This is a genomic window from Aeromonas piscicola (genome assembly GCF_000820005.1).
GTDB classification, from domain to species: domain Bacteria; phylum Pseudomonadota; class Gammaproteobacteria; order Enterobacterales; family Aeromonadaceae; genus Aeromonas; species Aeromonas piscicola.
Map to the genome: position 1 here is coordinate 268,666 of NZ_CDBL01000052.1, position 17,766 is coordinate 286,431.

Genomic DNA, 17,766 nt, shown 5'->3' on the forward strand with positions numbered 1-17,766 from the left:
TGGCGTAAGGTAGTTCACCATAGGCCAGCAATGGCAGGATAGCCGTGGCAGAGGCAGAGCGGCCATCGCCCAGCGACAGTTCAAGGAGAGAGTGACATGACCCACAAGGCCACCCAGGCGGTACGCACCGGGATTGAGACAGACACACAGCACGGTGCCGTGGTGCCGCCCATCTACCTCTCCAGCAACTACACCTTTGCCGACTTTGGCGAGCCCCGTCAATACGATTATGCCCGATCCGGCAACCCGACCCGCACCAATCTGGCGGATGCGCTGGCTGCGCTGGAAGGGGGCGCCGGTGCCGTGGTGACCGGCACCGGCATGGGCGCCATCCATCTGGTGACGACGGCCCTGCTCAAGGCGGGGGATCTGCTGATCGCCCCCCACGACTGTTACGGCGGCACCTGGCGCCTGTTCGAGTATCTGGCGGCCAAGGGCCACTACCGGGTGCAGTTTGTCGATCAGGGGGATGAAGCCGCGCTGGCAGAGGCACTGACACAGAAGCCGGCACTGGTGTGGGTGGAGACCCCCTCCAACCCCCTGCTGCGGGTGGTGGATATCGCCGCCATCGCCACCGCCGCCCATGAAGTGGGTGCCCAGGTGGTGGTGGACAACACCTTCCTCTCCCCGCTGCTGCAACAGCCGCTGGCGCTCGGTGCCGATCTGGTGGTGCACTCCACCACCAAGTACATCAATGGCCACTCCGACGTGGTGGGCGGGGTGGCCATCGCCAAGGAGCAGGCACTGGCCGAGTCGCTGGTATGGTGGGCCAACTGCCTGGGGCTCACTTCCGGGGCGTTCGACTCCTACCTCACCCTGCGCGGCCTGCGCACTCTGGCTCCCAGATTGCGCGCCCATCAGGAGAACACGGATCGCATCCTCGCCTTCCTGCAGCAACAGCCGCTGGTCAAAAAAATCTATCATCCCAGCCTGCCGACCCATCCGGGCCACGATATTGCGCGCCGTCAACAGTCCGGCTTCGGCGCCATGCTAAGTTTTGAACTCGATTGCAGCGAGGCCGGATTGCGCACCTTCCTCGCGGCCCTCACTCTCTTCTCGGTGGCCGAGTCCCTCGGCGGGGTGGAGAGTCTGGTGGCCCATCCGGCCAGCATGACTCACAGGGCCATGACACCGGCGGCGCAGCAGGCGGCGGGCATCAGCGCCCAGCTGCTGCGGCTGTCGGTCGGCATTGAACACGGTGAAGACCTGGTGGCCGATCTGGCTCAGGCTTTTGAACAGGCGCAGCAGGCAGAGCAGGTAGCGAAGTAATGGAACAGCAGCAACAAGGAGAGATCGCGGTGGCAACAGAAGCAGGATTGAAGCGGCGCCATGTGCACAAGTTTGGTGGCAGCAGTCTGGCGGATCCGGTCTGCTACCGCCGGGTCGCGGCGATAGTCGAACAACAGGTCGGCGGGCAGGAGCTGATCGTGGTCTCTGCCGCCGGCAAGACCACCAACCGGTTGATCCAGCTGGTGGAGCTGGCCGAGGCGGGGGACGAGGCCGCCGGTGAAGCCATCTCCGCCCTGCAAGCCTATCAGCAGAGCCTGATCGACGGCCTGCTGGAGGGGGAGCTGCAGCTCGACTTGAGCCAGCAACTGGCCGACGACATGCAGCTGATCGCCAAGACCCTGGAGGGGCAGTTTGACCGCTTCGCCCGCAACGGCCTGCTCGCCTTTGGTGAGGTGTGGTCGGCGCGCCTCTTGGCGGCCCTGCTCACCAGCCGCGGCGAAAAGGCCATCTGGCTCGATGCCCGCAGCTTCCTGCGCGCCGAGGACGGTGCCCTGGTCAAGGTGGATACCGCCCTCTCCAGCGAACTGCTCAAGGCGCGGCTGGCCGAACATGCTGGCCGCATAGTGGTGACAGGTTTCATCGCCGCCGACATGGAGGGACGCTCCCTGCTGCTCGGTCGCAACGGCTCCGACTACAGCGCGAGCCTGTTGGCGCTGCTGGCGGACGGCGAATCCACCACCATCTGGAGCGATGTGGCCGGGGTCTACAGCGCCGATCCGCGCCGGGTCAAAGAGGCCCGTCTGCTGGAGCGCCTCAGTCTGGCCGAAGCGAACGAACTGGCCCGCCTCGGCTCCTCCGTGCTGCATTCGCGCACCTTGCAACCCGTGGCAGACAGCCGCCAGCGCCTCACCCTGCGCTGCAGCTACAACCCGGATGAGGGCTGTACCCATATACTGCGCCGGGCGCCGCGCTCCGGCGGTGCCCGCATCGTCTCCTCGGTGGACCAGATCGCCCTCATAGAGCTGAAGGTGCTGCCGCAGACCCATTATGAACAGACGGTGGCGGCTATCGAGGCCCATCTGGCCCGCCACCGCCTCAACCCGCTCACCCTGCAGCGTCAGCCGGATCGGCGGGTACTGCGTCTGGCCTACACCCTGGAAGTGGCGGAAGGGGCGTTCGAGATACTGCGCGACTTCCAGCTGCAGGGCAGCTTTACCGGCCTTATCCAGAAAGAGGGATTCAGTCTGGTGGCCCTGGTGGGCGCAGGTGTCACCGACAACGCCGAGCAGTGCCACCGCTTCTATCAGTTGCTGGCGGATCAGCCGCTGGAGTTCGTGCAGGTGGCCAGAGATGGCCTGAGTCTGGTGGCCGTAGTGCGTCAGGTGGTGCTGGAGCCGCTGCTTATCGCCCTGCACAGCGCCCTGTTCAGCCGCCCGACCCGGGTCGGGTTGGTGGTGTTCGGCAAGGGCAACATAGGCGGTCACTGGCTGAGCCTCTATGGCCGCGAGAAGGCGCGCCTCGAACATGAACTCAATCTGGCGCTGACTCTCTACGGGGTGTTCAGCTCGGAAGGGGGCCTGCTGGACGAAGAGGGACTGGATCCCCTCAAGGTGCAGGACAAGTTCAACCCCAAACCGCTGATCTGGCCCGAGCTGCTGGCCCAGCTTGAGCAGCACAGTTTCGATACCCTGATAGCCCTCGACATGACCGCCAGCGAGACGGTGAGCCGCTACTACCCGGATTTTGCCCAGCTCGGCATCCACATCATCGCCGCCAACAAGTTTGCCGGTGCCGCCGACAGCGAGTTCTACCAGCGCATCAAGCAGACCTGCCGCGACCATCAGGTGCAGTGGCGTTACAACGCCACCGTGGGCGCCGGGCTGCCAATCCAGTCCAGCATCCAGATGCTACGCCAGAGTGGCGACCGCATTCAGGGGGTCTCCGGCATCTTCTCCGGCACCCTCTCCTGGCTGTTCCAGCAGTATGACGGCACACGCCCCTTCTCCGAGCTGGTGGACGAAGCGTGGCAGCACGGCCTGACCGAGCCGGATCCCCGCGAGGATCTCTCCGGCCAGGATGTGCGCCGCAAGCTGCTGATCCTGGCGCGAGAGGCGGGTTTTGAGCTCGACTCCGCCGATATCGAGCTGGAGAACCTGGTACCCGTGCCTCTGCGCAAGGTGAGCACGGATCAGTTCATGGACAGGCTCAAAGAGCTGGACGGCCCGATCCAGTCAGCCTTCGAAGGGGCCAAGCGCCTCGGCAAGGTGCTGCGCTACGTCGCCCGCTTCGAGCACGACGGCAAGGCACGGGTCGGGCTGGAGGCGCTGGAGCCGCACCACCCGTTTGCCAACCTCTTGCCGTGCGACAACATCTTCGCCATCGAGAGCGACAGCTACCGCACCAACCCGTTGGTCATTCAGGGCCCGGGGGCTGGCCGGGAAGTAACGGCTGCCGCCATCCAGTACGACCTCTGGCAGATTTGCGCGGCACTCTAAGTCATATGGGCGGGCTTTGTTACAAGCCGCCGAACTGAAAAGCAAAAAGGCGCCATGTTGGCGCCTTTTTCATGTTTCGATAGCGGATATATTATTTTAATTAAAGTTATGATAAATATGTGATTTTAAACTTCAGATAGCCAAGCTATTTTTTAATATTCTAGGTTAACGTTTAAGTATTCCTGTTTCCACACAATAAATAGTTTGTTGGTTGCATGTATAAGCCCCCCATATGGAGTATGGTGCACATAGTTGTACTAGACGCTGAGTATACAGAGTGTTAAAAGTCCCTTTTTAAAAAAGGAACTCAATATGAATAAGGCAAAAATTTTTAAAAATGGTATCAAGGTTTTACTTTTCCCTCTCATGTTTTTCTCCGCAGCATCTGAATCTGCCACTATGGTCTCGGTCGATGCTCAACGTAACTGTTTTGCAACCCCATGGGAAAGTGCATCAGGTGGTACCGCTGCTAAGTTCAAACTAGCACAAGGTCGCTATGTACTCTCATTGGTGAACAACAGTATGAGTTGTTCATATGGACAAATGGACGGCTGTAAAATTAATACATTGTTTGTCCAGGGCAGCTTCGGTAACAGCAGATGGGGAGTTTCAGTGACATCCACGCCAATTGTGGTTGATGTTCCTGTTGAAGGGCCTAAAGATCTCATTGCATTTGTCAGTGATAGTTATTGTCAGGACAACACAGGCGGTGTTTTTTTACTTATTCAAGAAGCAAAATAATAATTTAATTTGAAGTTACATTGTCGACTTAATATTGTTCGTTTCTTAGTGTGAAGGTGTTCTTATTTGAGCACAAAAGAAGAAAAAGGGCGCCAATCTGGCGCCCTTTTTCTATCTGCGTTGCAGCTTGTCAGCCATTAACCCGTGTTGCGCATACCTGCTGCGATACCGGCGATGGTGACCATCAGCGCCTGATCCAGCTCGGGGTGCAGGATCTCGGCATGGTTGCGCGAGCGGCCCAGCAGCTCGACCTGCAGCACGTTGAGCGGGTCGGTATAGGGGTTGCGCAGCTTGATGGACTCCTTGATCCAGGGCTGGTCGTCGAGCAAGTCGCCCTGCGGACGCAGCTCCAGCACCACCTGGATGGAGTCGGCAAGTTCCTGGCGCAGCTGTTTGCCCAGGCCCCACAGCTCCTTGGGTACCAGACGGGTGTCGTAGTACTCGGCGAGCCAGAGGTCGGCCTTGAGGAACACCATCTCCAGCATCTCGAGGCGAGTGCGGAAGAAGGGCCACTGGCGGCTCATCTCTTCCAGCACGCTCTTCTGACCGTCTGTGATGGCCTGCTGCAGCCCCTTGTGGGCACCGAGCCAGGCCGGCAGCATCAGCCGGTTCTGGGTCCAGGCGAAGATCCAGGGGATGGCGCGCAGGCTCTCGACGCCGCCGTTGGGTTTGCGCTTGGAGGGGCGGGAACCGAGCGGCAGCTTGCCGAGTTCCATCTCGGGGGTGGCGGCGCGGAAGTAGGGGACGAAGTCCGGGTGGCCGCGCACTATGCTGCGGTAGTGATCGCAGGAGACGGTGGCCAGCTGCTCCATCACGGCGCGCCAGCACTCCTTCGGCTTGGGTGGCGGCAGCAGGTTCCCTTCCAGCACGGCGCTGGTGTAGAGGTTCAGGCTGTGGATGGCCACTTTTGGCAGGCCGAACTTGAAGCGGATCATCTCGCCCTGTTCGGTCACCCGCAGGCCACCGCGCAGGGATCCCGGCGGTTGTGACAGGATTGCCTGATGGGCGGGGGCGCCGCCACGGCCGACGGTGCCGCCACGGCCATGGAACAGGGTGAGGCGCAGATTGCTGGCTTCGGCCAGCGCCACCAGGGATTCCATGGCCGCGTATTGGGCCCAGCCGGCGGCCATCATGCCCGCATCCTTGGCGGAATCCGAGTAGCCGATCATCACGTACTGGCGACCCTGGATGTAACCGCGATACCAGTCCACCGACAGCAGGCGCTCCATCACGGCGGTGCCCGCCATCAAGTCTTCCTGGGTTTCGAACAACGGAGCGACCGGCATGCGGAACTTGCAGCCGGCCTCTTTGAGCAGCAGCTGCACCGCCAGCACGTCGGACGGTGCGCCGGCCATGGAGATGATGTAGATGCCGAACGCATCCGGGTCGTGTTGGGCGATCACCCGACAGGTGTCTATGGTCTCGCGGGTCTCGTCGCTCGGTTCCCAGTCGGTCGGGATCAGCGGGCGGCGGGAGTTGAGCTCATTGAGCAGGAAGGCCTGCTTGTCGTCTTCGCTCCACTCGGCGTAGTCGCCCATGCCGAGGTAACGGGTCAGCTCGGAGAAGACCTGGCCGTGGCGCTCGCCATCCTGACGTATGTCCAGCTTGACCAGATGGATACCGAAACAGGCCAGCTTGCGCAGTACATCCAGCAGCATGCCATCGGCGATGTTGCCCATGCCGCAGGCGTGCATTGAGTGGTAGCAGAGCTCCAGCGGCTCGCGCAGCTGGGCTGTGGTGGTGATCAGGTCGCGGCTCTCGCTCACCTGACCCTGCACCTTGGCGGTGAGGTATTCCTGGGTCTCGCGCAGCGCTTCACGCAGCTCGCGCACCAGGGCGCGATAGGGTTCGGGGTGATCGCCAACCCGCTCGCGCACTGCGTCTGTGCAGTCGGACATGGAGAGCTCGGAGGTGAGCTCCTTGATGTCCTTGTAGAAGAGGCTCACTGCCATCCAGCGGCCCAGCTCCAGCACCTCGGCGGTCACCTTGGCCGTGACGAAGGGGTTGCCGTCACGGTCACCGCCCATCCAGGAGGTGAACTTGACCGGCGCGGCATCCAGCGGCAGCCGCACACCCAGATGCTGTTGCAGACGCTCGTCCAGGTTGCGCATGAATTCGGGAATGGCCGGCCACAGGCTGTTTTCCACCACTGCGAAGCCCCACTTGGCTTCGTCGACCGGGGTCGGACGCTGCTCGCGAATCTCGTTGGTGTGCCAGGCCTGATTGACCAGCTGTTCAATGCGATTGAGGATCTTGTCCCGCTCGCGGGGCAGCAGATCGGAGAGTTCCAGCGCTTCCAGGCAGTCGTTGAGCTGCACGTGTTTGTGGATCAGGGTGCGACGGGTCACCTCGGTCGGGTGAGCGGTAAGTACCAGGTCGATATCCAGCTCGCGCACGGCCTGGATGATGGCTTCCTGTGACAGGTTGGAGGCCTTGAGCTTGGCGAACATCTGCTCCAGCGGATCCGGGGTACAGACCTGCTCTTCGCAGCGGCGGGAGATGGTGTGGAACTGTTCAGCCACGTTGGCCAGGTTGAGGAACTGGCTGAAGGCGCGTGCCACCGGCAGCAGCTCGTCATCGCTCAGGGTGCGCAGGGTATCGAGCAGACGTTCCCGGTCTGCCTCATTGCCTTTGCGGGAGGATTTGGCCAACTGGCGAATGGTTTCGATCTTGTCGAGGAAGGCTTGACCCTGATGATCCTTGATGGACTTGCCCAGCAGTTGACCCAGCATGCCTACGTTGGCGCGTAGCGCGGCGTACTTTTCGTTCATTCCACATCCTTATCTGGTTGGTGTCTCTCTCCATCCGAGGTGAGAGACAGCCTCACTTATTGTTGTGTGATTACAACATATGCTCCGTCATCTTAGGGTGACAATCTACCCAGATTGTCTGCGCAAGGTCAAATAACAGGCCGATTCAGAACATGTATTTCCCTCACCTGTCCCGAGGCGGCATGTTATGTAACTTACTTACATTCCCGTCAATTCAGAGGCAAAACCGGCGGATCAGGTGTTGCAGCACAGCCGTGGTCGGTTTGACGAAGGAGAGATCCAGGTATTCGTCCGGCTGATGGGCCTGGGTGATATGGCCGGGGCCCAGCACGATTGTCTGGCATCCCAGCTGCTGGATAAAGGGCGCCTCGGTGCAATAGTTCACGGATTCTGCCGCCCGGCCGCTCGCCTTCTCGGCCTCGCGCACCAGCACTGAGTCGTCCGCGCAGGCATAGGCGGGGATGGGTTCATGCAGGTGTTGCAGGTGCAGACAGCCCGGCTGGTGGATTTCGATGGGGGCGAGCGCCTCCTTCAGCATACCCATCAGCTCGTCCGGCCCCACCTGCGGGGTGGGGCGCATGTCGATGTGCAGCTCGCAGCAGCCGCAGATGCGGTTCGGACTGTCGCCCCCCTGGATGTAGCCAAGGTTCAGGGTGGGTTGCGGCACGGCAAAGCGGTGGTCGGCGTAACGATCTTTCAGATCCTGCTGCAGCCTGAGCACCTGGCCCATCGCCTGGTGCATTATCTCCAGCGCATTGACGCCGTTGGCGGGATCCGAGCTGTGACCGCTCTTGCCCGTGATGCGGATTGCCTCCGACATGTGCCCCTTGTGGGCCACCACGGGCACCAGTCCGGTGGGCTCGCCAATCACCGCGTAGTCGGGTTTCAGCTCGGCCGCCGCGGCGATGGCGCGGGCCCCCGCCATTGTGGTCTCCTCATCGGCGGTGGCCAGGATGCGCAGCGGCTTGCTGAGGGTGGTCAGATCTATCTCTTTGAGCGCCTCCACTATGAAGGCAAAGAAGCCCTTCATGTCGATGGTGCCGAGGCCGTACAGGCGGTTGCCCTCTTCGGTGACCTTGAAGGGATCCTTGCTCCAGGCGCCTTCGTCGTACGGGACAGTATCGGTATGGCCCGCCAGCAGCAGGCCGCCCTCGCCCTGGCCGATCGTCGCCACCAGATTGAACTTGCCCGGCAGATCCGGCAGCGCCGTCACCTCGCACTGAAAACCGAGCTGGCCGAACCAGTCGGCCAGCAGCCGGATCACCGCCTCGTTGCTCTGATCCCAGCGGGGATCCGTGCTGCTGATGGAGGGAATCGCAATAATATTCTTATAAAGTGCAAAAAAATCCAGATTGGCCATCAGCTCCTCCTTGCGTCCCCGGAATGTTTCTGTTAGAAAATACAAATGCAAAGTGAGTGCATGAATATTCTGTAAGTTTGCCTGAATATCTGGCTCATCGACAAGGCTTCTAGTTGTAAGGGAAAGTTAATGTTCTGTCACCTGATCTATAACCGACGACACACACCCGCCTGAATTGCCCCTCCGCACGCGTTGCGTCAAAGGGGCGGTTTCTCACCCCTTGCACCATCTGCACCATCTGCAGCACCATGCTGTGAATTTCGAACCCTGACTTGGAATACTCAATAATGCTTAACACCGTTATCGTCGGTGCCAGTGGCTACGCGGGAGCCGAACTGGCCGCACTGGTCCAGAACCATCCACAACTCAAGCTGTTCGGTCTCTATGTGTCGGCCGGCAGCCAGGATGCACACAAGCGTTTCTCTTCTCTGCATCCCCAGTGGGTCGGCGCGCTGGATCAGCCGCTGCTGCCGCTGGACGAGGATGGCATGAGCCGGATCCTGACCCAGGCCGATCTGGTGCTGCTGGCCACCGCCCACGAGGTGAGTGCCGAGCTTGCGCCCAAGTTCCTGGCCAAGGGGCTGCCGGTGTTCGATCTCTCCGGTGCCTTCAGGGTCAAGGATCAAGGCTTCTACCACAACTTCTACGGCTTCACCCATGACAGCGAGCAGTGGCTGGATCAAGCCGTCTACGGTCTGGCGGAATGGAACAGCGATGCCATTGCCGCCGCCCAGCTGATTGCTGTGCCAGGTTGTTACCCGACCGCTTCCCTGTGTGCCCTCAAGCCGCTGCAGCAGGCCGGCCTGATCGCCAAGGGGTGGCAGCCCATCATCAACGCCGTGTCCGGTGTCTCCGGCGCCGGTCGCAAGGCCGCCATCAACACCAGCTTCTGCGAAGTGAGCCTGAATCCCTACGGCACCTTCAACCACAGGCATCAGCCGGAGATCAGCCACCACCTGGGCTGCGAGGTGCTGTTCCAGCCTCACCTCGGCAACTATGTGCGCGGCATCCTGGCCACCATCTATGTGCAGCTGGCGGACGGCGTGACGCCGACCCAGGTGGATCAGGCCTTCCTCAAGGCCTACGAAGGCAAGCCGCTGGTGCGCCTCACCGGCCAGATGCCCTCCATCCGTGGCGTGGCAAGCACCCCTTACTGCGATATTGCCTGGCAACAGCAGGGCAACATGCTGGTGGTGGTTTCCGCCATCGACAATCTGCTCAAGGGCGCCGCCTCCCAGGCTGTGCAATGCATAAATATCAAATTCGGATTTGAACCGGCCACCGGCCTGATTTAAGGACTTAAGGAAGGATTGAGAGATATGGACAAGCAGACGTTGGTAATCAAGCTGGGTGGTGCCCTGATCGAGAACGACGAGGCGCTGACCGCCCTGTTCGCCACCCTCAAAACTTTTCTGGATGAGCAACACAGACCCCTGGTGCTGGTGCACGGTGGCGGCTGTCTGGTGGATGACCTGCTCAAGGGGCTGGGGCTCAGCTCCACCAAGAAGAACGGCCTGCGGGTGACCCCGTTCGAGCAGATCCCCTTCATTGCGGGTGCGCTGGCTGGAACCGCCAACAAGCAGATGATGGCCAAGGCCATCGCCACCGGCATTCCGGCCGTGGGTCTGTGCCTCGCCGATGGCGGTCTGTGCCAGGTGACCCAGCTCGACCCGGATCTCGGTGCGGTGGGCGATTGCAAACCGGGCAATCCGGCGCTGGTGACCGGCATCTTGGGGCAGGGCTTCCTGCCGGTTGTGAGCTCCATCGGCATCACCGCCGACGGCCAGCTGATGAACGTCAACGCGGATCAGGCGGCCACCGCCATTGCCGAGGCGCTCGGCGCCGATCTGGTGATGCTGTCGGATGTGAGCGGCATCCTGGATGGCAAGGGCAAGCTGGTGCCGCAGCTGGACAAGGCGACCGCGCTGGATCTGATGGAGAAGGGCGTGATCCGCGACGGCATGGCGGTCAAGGTAGAAGCCGCCCTGCACGCTGCCGAGACGCTCGGCAAACCGGTCTGTGTCGCCAGCTGGCGCTACCCGGATCAGCTGCTCAAGCTGCTGGCCGGCGGCGCGGTCGGCACCCAAGTCGCTATTTGATCTCCACCGGAACAAGGAACATCCGATGCAACATCTTCTGAAAGACAGTGATCTGAACAAAACCCAGATCGAGGCGCTGATTGCGCTGGGCAAAGCGGTCAAGGCCGACCCGAAGAAGTACAGCCAGGCGCTGGCGGGCAAGAGCGTGGTCACCCTGTTCGAGAAGCCCTCCCTGCGCACCCGGGTCACCTTCGACATCGGCATCGCCAGACTCGGTGGCCACAGCGTCTATCTGGATCAACAGAACGGCGCCCTGGGCAAGCGCGAGTCGGTGAAGGATTTCGCCGCCAACCTGTCGCGCTGGTGTGACGCCATAGTCGCGCGGGTATTCGACCACCAGACGCTTGTTGAACTGGCAGAGCACGGCACAGTGCCGGTGGTGAACAGCCTGTGCAACCTCTACCACCCCTGCCAGGGGCTGGCCGACTTTATGACCATTGCCGAGCACTATGCGGATCTGTCGAAGGTGAAGCTGGCGTATCTGGGCGATGGCAACAACGTCAGCCACTCTCTGCTGCTGCTGGGGGCGACGCTGGGCACGGACGTGACCCTGATCTGCCCCAAGGGCCACGGTCCGGATACCCAGATCTTCCTGCAGGCCCAGGCGCTGGCGGCCGATTCCGGCGCCACCATTCACATCAGCGATGACGTGGCGGATATCGAAGGGTTTGACGTGGTTTACACCGATACCTGGGTCTCCATGGGTGACAGCACGCCAATGGAGCAGGTAAAAGATATCTTTATGCCTTATCAGATCAACCAGGCTCTGCTCGACCGCACCGGCATCCAGCATGTGCTGCACTGCCAGCCGGCGCACCGGGAGCTGGAGATCACCTCCCAGGTCATGGATGGCCCAGCCTCCCTCATCATGGACGAGGCAGAGAACCGTATGCATATCCAGAATGCCGTGCTGCTGACCTTGTTTGGACAGGGTCACAAGTAACGCGGCAACCGAACCTGAATCACAACCTTTTATCGAATCATCATGGAGAGAAGTAAAATGAGCGGAATCAACAAGATCGTATTGGCTTACTCAGGCGGACTGGATACCTCGGCCATCATTCCCTGGCTCAAGGAGCACTACGATGCGGAAATCATCGCCTTCGTCGCCGACGTGGGTCAGGAGCGTGACGATCTGGAAGGGATAGAGCAGAAGGCCATCGCCTCCGGCGCCACCAAGTGCATCGTCAAGGATCTGCGCGAAGAGTTCGTCAAGGAGTATGTCTATCCGACCCTGAAGACGGGGGCCGTCTACGAAGGCACCTACCTGCTGGGCACCTCCATGGCGCGTCCCATCATCGCCAAGGCGATGGTGGAAGCGGCCTTGGCGGAAGGGGCTGACGCCATCTCCCACGGTTGTACCGGCAAGGGCAACGATCAGGTGCGGTTCGAAGGCGCCGTGGCCGCGCTGGCCCCCCAGCTGAAAGTGATCGCCCCTTGGCGTCTGTGGGACATGCGTTCCCGGGAAGATCTGCTGGCCTATCTGGAAGCCCGCGACATCCCCTGCAAGGCGACCCTGAAGAAGATCTACAGCCGCGACGCCAACGCCTGGCACATCTCCACCGAAGGTGGCGAGCTGGAGAGCACCTGGAACGAGCCGTCCGAAGCGGTCTGGCAGTGGACAGTCTCTGCCGAGCAGGCACCGAACGAGCCGGAATACGTCAAGCTGACAGTTGCCCAGGGGGAAGTGGTGGCCGTTGACGATCAGCCGCTGACTCCGCACCAGATCCTGATGACTCTGAACGAGCGTGCCGGCAAGCACGGCGTCGGCCGCATCGACATCACCGAGAACCGCATGGTTGGCATGAAGTCCCGTGGTTGCTACGAGACCCCGGGCGGCACCGTCATGGTGGCGGCATTGCGCGCCGTGGAAGAGCTGGTACTGGACAGACCGACCCGCGCCTGGCGCGAGAAGCTGGGTGCCGAGTTCTCCCACCTGGTCTATGACGGTCGCTGGTTCACTCCGCTGTGCAAGGCCATTGTCGCCTCCGCCAATGCCATCGCCGAGGATCTCGATGGTGAAGTGGTGTTGAAGATGTACAAGGGTCAGGTCACAGCAGTGCAGAAGAAGTCACCGAACAGCCTCTACTCCGAAGACTTCGCCACCTTCGGCGCCGACGAAGTGTACGACCAGAGCCACGCAGAAGGCTTTATCCGTCTCTACACCCTGGCCAGCCGGATCCGCGCCATGAAGGAGCAGCATCAGGCGATCGGTGGTGACCACACCCACGGTTGATCTGAAGACATGACCTGTTGATACCGGTGAGGGGGCATGGCCCCCTCTTTTATCAGCCCTCCCATATGGCGGGGTGTGAGCAGAGCGGCAGCGCCTCGGCCGCTTCTGTGAGATAACAGGCTCGCAGAAAAACAGGGCACGATTTCAAGCTCGACGGCGCAAGACGCCGCCGACAACGCATTCAAGGAGAGCAGTATGGCACTTTGGGGTGGACGCTTCAGTCAGGGAGCCGATAGCAGGTTCAAGCAGTTCAACGATTCGCTGCGGTTCGATTACCGGCTGGCGGAGCAGGATATCCAGGGCTCCATGGCCTGGGCCAAGGCGCTGGTGAAAGTGGGCGTATTGACAGCCGACGAGCAAGGAAAGCTGCAACAGGCGATGGAAGTGCTGCTCGCCTCGGTGCAGCAGGATCCCCACCAGATCCTCAATTCCGATGCCGAAGACATTCACTCCTGGGTCGAAAGTCAGCTCATCGCCGCCGTCGGCGATCTTGGCAAGAAGCTGCACACCGGCCGCTCGCGCAACGATCAGGTCGCCACCGACCTGAAACTCTGGTGCAAGGCGCAAGGGGAGCTGCTGCTCGCCTCCATCACTGCCCTGCAAGCCGGGCTGGTCGCCTCTGCCCGTGCCAATCAGGCTGCCGTGCTGCCGGGCTACACCCACTTGCAGCGCGCCCAGCCGGTCACCTTCGCCCACTGGGCGCTGGCCTATGTGGAGATGCTGGAGCGGGACTATTCCCGTCTGCAGGATGCCCTGAAGCGGCTCGACACCAGCCCGCTCGGCTGCGGCGCCCTGGCCGGTACCGCCTATGCCATCGACCGTGAAGCGCTGGCGCTGGATATGGGCTTTAGTGGCGCGACCCGCAACAGCCTGGATTCGGTGTCGGACAGGGATCACGTGGTTGAGCTGATGCACGTGGCGTCCCTCTCCATGACCCACCTGTCGCGTTTTGCCGAAGACCTCATCTTCTACAACACCGGCGAGGCGGGCTTTGTCGAGCTCTCCGATGCGGTCACCTCGGGTTCCTCCCTGATGCCGCAGAAGAAGAACCCGGATGCGCTTGAGCTCATTCGTGGCAAGACAGGGCGGGTAGTTGGCGCCCAGATGGGCATGCTGATGAGCCTGAAGGCGCTGCCGCTGGCCTACAACAAGGACATGCAGGAAGACAAGGAAGGGCTGTTCGATGCCCTCGACACCTGGCACGACTGCCTCGACATGGCGGCGCTGGTGCTGATCGACTTGAAGGTGAACGTCGAGCGTACCAAGGCGGCGGCCCAGGGCGGCTATGCCAATGCCACCGAGCTGGCAGACTATCTGGTGGCCAAAGGGATACCCTTCCGTGAGGCGCACCATATCGTCGGCGAGACAGTGGTCTATGCGCTTGAGGTGAAGAAGCCGCTGGAAGATCTCTCGCTGCCAGAGTTCCAGCGCTTCAGTCCCGTTATCGGCGAGGATGTCTATCCCAACCTGGAGCTGGAAGCGACGCTGGCCAAGCGAGTCGCCAAAGGCGGCGTCGCCCGCGAGCTGGTGGATGCAGCACTGACTGCCGCCGAACAGTGGCTGGCCAAGCGGGCGGGTTAATTCGCGGGAATCGTCACCCGAAATAGAAAGCAAAACGGCAACCTCAGGTTGCCGTTTTTTGTTTGCCTGATGATGAAGGGGAGGGAGATGGCTTGCGCAGATGCCAGGAAAAAGAGACCGAATCCTCAGCCCTGGTGCATGGCATGGGCCCGCTGCACCGCATGGATGAGCAGGCTTTGCAACTGACGTTCGGCCTCACCGGGTCCATTGCCTGCTCCCAGCAGTACGACCCCCAGCGTGCCCGGCGACGGCAGCACATCGGCCAACCGGGAGAGAGAGGCCGGCATGCCGATGGCAGAGCGCACTGTGATCCCGAGCCCTGCCTGCAAGGCCGCCCAGATCCCGCCCAGACTCTGGCTGGTGAAGGCGATGCGCCATGGGATACCTGCGTCGTCCAGAGCCTTGATGGCCCGTGAACGCATCAGGCAGGGGGCATCGAAGAGCACCAGGGGCAAGGGCTCTCCGCGTGCCAGCAGGGGTGCCGGATCCCAGTTCGGGTGAGCAATCCACTGGAGTGACACCAAGTCGATGAGATGGGCGTCCATCCTCTCTTCCGGGTGCTGCCAGGCCAGGGCCATGTCGAGGGTTCCCTCCCTGAACCCTTTCATCAGCTGCGCATTGCGATCGATGCGCGTCGTCATGCGTAGCGCGGGATGCTGACGACAGAGGGGGCCCAGCACGGCAGGCAGTAGGGATTCACCAAAGTCTTCCTGAACCCCCAGCCTGATCTCCCCTTGCAGCAGTTCCCCTTTCAGGGCAAGCACGGCTTCGTCATTGAGCTCAAGCAGCCGTTTGGCATATCCCAGCAGTCGTTCGCCACTGGCCGTCGGGACCAGGTGGCGGCCCCTCTTCATGACCAGTTCGGTACCGCATTGCTGTTCGAGTTTTTTCAACTGGGCGCTGACCGCCGAGGTGGAACGGCACAGCCGCTGCGCCGCCAGCGCAAAGCTGCCACAGTCCAGCCCAAGGACATAGCTGCGCAGAGCATCGAGATCCAGGTTCAGGGGAAGGGGTTGCATGATAGTCCTGATAATCGGGATTGTTTGTCTTGAACGTTTTGATTTTTAAAATTGTAGCAGTGATAGAGAGTGGCTTCATCAACCAAGGAGATTGCCATGACCCATCCTGTTCTTGATCGTGACGACCTGGCGCTGGCAGCGCCGAGACTGTCCCAGCTGACGGAAGAGACGCTGTTTGGCGATATCTGGCAGCGGCCCGCCCTGTCTGCGCGCGAACGCAGCCTGATCACCCTGGCCATATTGGCGTCGCTGGGCCGGGTGCAACAGCTGCCGTGGCACATAGCGTTTGCCCAGCAAAACGGCCTGACACGGGAGCAGCTGGAGGAGCTGTTCACCCATCTCGCTTTCTACGCCGGATTGCCTGCGGCGGTCACCGCCGTGAGCTACCTGCCCAGCAGTGAGGAGCCGCACCCATGCCGCTGACGCGTATCACTCTGCGCGAGGGGATGAGTGACGCGCGCCTGCAGCAGCTCTCCGACCTCTATCATGAGACCCTGGTGGAGGTGTTTGATGTACCGCGGGAGGACAAATTCCAAATCCTGGAGGCCTTGCCAGCCAAGGCGCTTGTTTATCATCCCCACTATCAAACCGGCCGCCGGGACGGAGACTTCATCCTCTTCCAGATCCTGGCGGGGAAGCCGCGCAGCACTGAGGTCAAGCAGCGGCTCTATGAGCGGCTTGCCGAGCGTCTGCACGCAGACATGGGCATTCACCCCGACAACCTCATGGTGGTCATTCAGCTGAATGGCTGCGAGGAGTGGAGTTTCGGGCGGGGTCTGATGTTTCGGCAGGAGGTGATCTTATGATCGCCATGCATTACAGATTCACCCTGCCGGCGGACTACGACATGGGGCTCATCGAAGAGCGCATCGCCAGCAATGGCGCCAAACTCGACGGCTTCCCCGGCTTGCTGTTCAAGGCCTATCTCTATGGCCGCCATGACGAGGCCGCGCTGCCATGCAGGGAGAATCGCTATGCCCCCTTCTATGTGTGGCAAAGCGTCGAGGCGATGCACAGTTTCCTTGTCAGCGAGGGCTTCGCGGCGCTCACAAGGCAGTTTGGCTGGCCCCATATCGAGACCTGGCATCTGCTGTCAGCCCCGCAGATGGAGGCGCTTGACCAGGCCAGGGTGGCCATCTTGTGGCGCACCCGCATTGCGCCGCATTGCAGCCTGGCCGAGTTGCACACCGGGGCCATGCTGAGCGGATGGGATGTTTCCCGTTGGCAATGGCTGGAGGTGGATCTCCTGCCGTCGCTCCCGCCGACGATACCGGCAGGGGCCGACGTCTATCACATTGGTTATCTCGCCAAAGGAGTTCCAGCCTGAGTGGGTGACGACGACATGAGGGAGATTTATGTCCTCACTCGTCATTTCACCTGCATACGGCGTTAAACCTGGTGTGTAGTGAAGTGCTGGTGTTTAGCGCCTGATGGTCGTTGCCAGCCCCATACGATCAAGGTTCTCGTGGGATATCGGCAGGCAGATTCGAGATGACGGCGCTTGCCAAGCGGGGCAGGATCTCGAGACATTGCGTACGGACACACCACCCCGGATAAAGGAGCCAGCATGTATCTGCCATCCCATTTCGAAACGCCCGACCTCGCGTCGCTGCACCAACTGATCCTGGCCCATCCGCTGGGGGCCCTGATCACCCACGGTGAACGGGGGCTGGATGCGAACCATCTGCCGTTCGAGCTGGACGCCGGCAGTGGCGAGCAGGGCGTATTACGCGCCCATGTCGCCCGCAACAACCCGCTCTGGCAGGAGGCTAAGGAGGGTGACGAGGTGCTGGTGATCTTCAAGGCCGCGGATGCCTATATCTCCCCCAGCTGGTATCCGAGCAAGCAGGTGCATCACCAGCAGGTGCCGACCTGGAATTACAGCGTGGTACACGCCCACGGCCGAATTCGTATCCACGATGATGCGCGCTTCGTGCGCCGGCTGCTGGCGAACCTGACGCGGCTACATGAGGCCGCTGAGCCTGCCCCCTGGAAGATGGCGGATGCGCCGAGAGACTACATCGAGGCCAGAGTGCAGGCCGTGGTCGGCATTGAAATCGAGATAACCGAGCTGGTCGGCAAGTTCAAACTGAGCCAGAACAAGGAGGCGGCGGATCGTCATGGCGCGGCCAATACCTTGCAAGATCGTGGGCTGGTAGAGATAGCGGAGGCGATGCTGAGTCCACCACAGTCGCTGCCACAGCAATAGATTATCCCGTCTGGTCTCAATAAAA

Annotated in this window: 15 protein-coding genes; 12 read left to right on the top strand and 3 right to left on the bottom strand. The window is 61.3% G+C overall.

Annotated features, from left to right (window positions below):
- Positions 1-96 precede the first annotated feature (96 nt).
- From metB to BN1128_RS24650, 3 genes are all read left to right on the top strand, one after another.
- A complete protein-coding gene (gene metB, locus BN1128_RS11900) occupies positions 97-1,269 on the top strand; it encodes a cystathionine gamma-synthase (RefSeq protein WP_042868966.1) in 1,173 nt (390 codons plus the stop codon).
- On the top strand, positions 1,269-3,725 hold the full coding sequence (locus tag BN1128_RS11905) for a bifunctional aspartate kinase/homoserine dehydrogenase II (RefSeq protein WP_042868968.1): 2,457 nt from the start codon (positions 1,269-1,271) through the stop codon (positions 3,723-3,725). The genes metB and BN1128_RS11905 overlap by 1 nt, the downstream gene beginning before the upstream one ends.
- 312 nt (positions 3,726-4,037) lie before the next feature.
- Entirely contained in the window at positions 4,038-4,466 is a 429-nt protein-coding gene (locus BN1128_RS24650; RefSeq protein ID WP_209428559.1) for a hypothetical protein, read from the top strand.
- Positions 4,467-4,603: 137 nt separating this feature from the next.
- Here the strand turns inward: BN1128_RS24650 and ppc are convergent, their stop codons facing one another.
- Both ppc and argE read right to left on the bottom strand, forming a co-directional pair.
- Positions 4,604-7,237: a phosphoenolpyruvate carboxylase gene (gene ppc, locus BN1128_RS11910; RefSeq protein WP_042868970.1), complete on the bottom strand. Its 2,634-nt coding sequence runs from the start codon at positions 7,235-7,237 to the stop codon at positions 4,604-4,606.
- Positions 7,238-7,451: 214 nt separating this feature from the next.
- Positions 7,452-8,597 carry an acetylornithine deacetylase gene (argE, locus tag BN1128_RS11915; protein WP_042868972.1) on the bottom strand — a complete coding sequence of 382 codons (1,146 nt, stop codon included), beginning with the start codon at positions 8,595-8,597 and terminating at the stop codon, positions 7,452-7,454.
- Between the two features lie 287 nt (positions 8,598-8,884).
- Between argE and argC the strand changes: the two genes are divergently transcribed.
- From argC to argH, 5 genes are all read left to right on the top strand, one after another.
- Positions 8,885-9,892, top strand: a complete 1,008-nt coding sequence (gene argC, locus BN1128_RS11920; protein WP_042868974.1) for an N-acetyl-gamma-glutamyl-phosphate reductase — start codon at positions 8,885-8,887, stop codon at positions 9,890-9,892.
- A gap of 24 nt (positions 9,893-9,916) precedes the next feature.
- Positions 9,917-10,696, top strand: a complete 780-nt coding sequence (argB, locus tag BN1128_RS11925; protein WP_042868976.1) for an acetylglutamate kinase — start codon at positions 9,917-9,919, stop codon at positions 10,694-10,696.
- 25 nt (positions 10,697-10,721) lie between these two features.
- Complete coding sequence (locus tag BN1128_RS11930; protein WP_042868978.1) at positions 10,722-11,639, top strand: ornithine carbamoyltransferase; 918 nt, start codon at positions 10,722-10,724, stop codon at positions 11,637-11,639.
- 57 nt (positions 11,640-11,696) lie between these two features.
- Positions 11,697-12,932 (top strand): argininosuccinate synthase, encoded by a 1,236-nt coding sequence (locus tag BN1128_RS11935; RefSeq protein ID WP_042868980.1) that lies wholly within the window; start codon positions 11,697-11,699, stop codon positions 12,930-12,932.
- 195 nt (positions 12,933-13,127) lie between these two features.
- Positions 13,128-14,513 (top strand): argininosuccinate lyase, encoded by a 1,386-nt coding sequence (argH, locus tag BN1128_RS11940; protein ID WP_042868981.1) that lies wholly within the window; start codon positions 13,128-13,130, stop codon positions 14,511-14,513.
- A gap of 125 nt (positions 14,514-14,638) precedes the next feature.
- Here the strand turns inward: argH and BN1128_RS11945 are convergent, their stop codons facing one another.
- Entirely contained in the window at positions 14,639-15,532 is an 894-nt protein-coding gene (locus tag BN1128_RS11945) for a LysR substrate-binding domain-containing protein (protein ID WP_042868983.1), read from the bottom strand.
- A gap of 96 nt (positions 15,533-15,628) precedes the next feature.
- Here BN1128_RS11945 and BN1128_RS11950 point away from each other — a divergent pair, with 96 nt between their 5' ends.
- The 4 genes from BN1128_RS11950 (at position 15,629) to BN1128_RS11965 (ending at position 17,741) form a co-directional block, all read left to right on the top strand.
- Positions 15,629-15,955: a carboxymuconolactone decarboxylase family protein gene (locus BN1128_RS11950; RefSeq protein WP_042868984.1), complete on the top strand. Its 327-nt coding sequence runs from the start codon at positions 15,629-15,631 to the stop codon at positions 15,953-15,955.
- Positions 15,946-16,338, top strand: a complete 393-nt coding sequence (locus BN1128_RS11955) for a tautomerase family protein (protein WP_042868985.1) — start codon at positions 15,946-15,948, stop codon at positions 16,336-16,338. Before BN1128_RS11950 ends, BN1128_RS11955 begins: the two co-directional genes overlap by 10 nt.
- Entirely contained in the window at positions 16,335-16,859 is a 525-nt protein-coding gene (locus BN1128_RS11960; protein ID WP_042868987.1) for a DUF4865 family protein, read from the top strand. Before BN1128_RS11955 ends, BN1128_RS11960 begins: the two co-directional genes overlap by 4 nt.
- 240 nt (positions 16,860-17,099) lie before the next feature.
- A complete protein-coding gene (locus BN1128_RS11965) occupies positions 17,100-17,741 on the top strand; it encodes an FMN-binding negative transcriptional regulator (RefSeq protein ID WP_042868989.1) in 642 nt (213 codons plus the stop codon).
- Positions 17,742-17,766 lie beyond the last annotated feature (25 nt).

Excerpts from the sequence above, each read along its gene's own strand:
- metB (WP_042868966.1), top strand. The coding sequence starts at position 97 with ATGACCCACAAGGCCACCCAGGCGGTACGCACCGGGATTGAGACAGAC.
- BN1128_RS11905 (WP_042868968.1), top strand. The coding sequence starts at position 1,269 with ATGGAACAGCAGCAACAAGGAGAGATCGCGGTGGCAACAGAAGCAGGA.
- BN1128_RS24650 (WP_209428559.1), top strand. The coding sequence starts at position 4,038 with ATGAATAAGGCAAAAATTTTTAAAAATGGTATCAAGGTTTTACTTTTC.
- ppc (WP_042868970.1), bottom strand. The coding sequence starts at position 7,237 with ATGAACGAAAAGTACGCCGCGCTACGCGCCAACGTAGGCATGCTGGGT.
- argE (WP_042868972.1), bottom strand. The coding sequence starts at position 8,597 with ATGGCCAATCTGGATTTTTTTGCACTTTATAAGAATATTATTGCGATT.
- argC (WP_042868974.1), top strand. The coding sequence starts at position 8,885 with ATGCTTAACACCGTTATCGTCGGTGCCAGTGGCTACGCGGGAGCCGAA.
- argB (WP_042868976.1), top strand. The coding sequence starts at position 9,917 with ATGGACAAGCAGACGTTGGTAATCAAGCTGGGTGGTGCCCTGATCGAG.
- BN1128_RS11930 (WP_042868978.1), top strand. The coding sequence starts at position 10,722 with ATGCAACATCTTCTGAAAGACAGTGATCTGAACAAAACCCAGATCGAG.
- BN1128_RS11935 (WP_042868980.1), top strand. The coding sequence starts at position 11,697 with ATGAGCGGAATCAACAAGATCGTATTGGCTTACTCAGGCGGACTGGAT.
- argH (WP_042868981.1), top strand. The coding sequence starts at position 13,128 with ATGGCACTTTGGGGTGGACGCTTCAGTCAGGGAGCCGATAGCAGGTTC.
- BN1128_RS11945 (WP_042868983.1), bottom strand. The coding sequence starts at position 15,532 with ATGCAACCCCTTCCCCTGAACCTGGATCTCGATGCTCTGCGCAGCTAT.
- BN1128_RS11950 (WP_042868984.1), top strand. The coding sequence starts at position 15,629 with ATGACCCATCCTGTTCTTGATCGTGACGACCTGGCGCTGGCAGCGCCG.
- BN1128_RS11955 (WP_042868985.1), top strand. The coding sequence starts at position 15,946 with ATGCCGCTGACGCGTATCACTCTGCGCGAGGGGATGAGTGACGCGCGC.
- BN1128_RS11960 (WP_042868987.1), top strand. The coding sequence starts at position 16,335 with ATGATCGCCATGCATTACAGATTCACCCTGCCGGCGGACTACGACATG.
- BN1128_RS11965 (WP_042868989.1), top strand. The coding sequence starts at position 17,100 with ATGTATCTGCCATCCCATTTCGAAACGCCCGACCTCGCGTCGCTGCAC.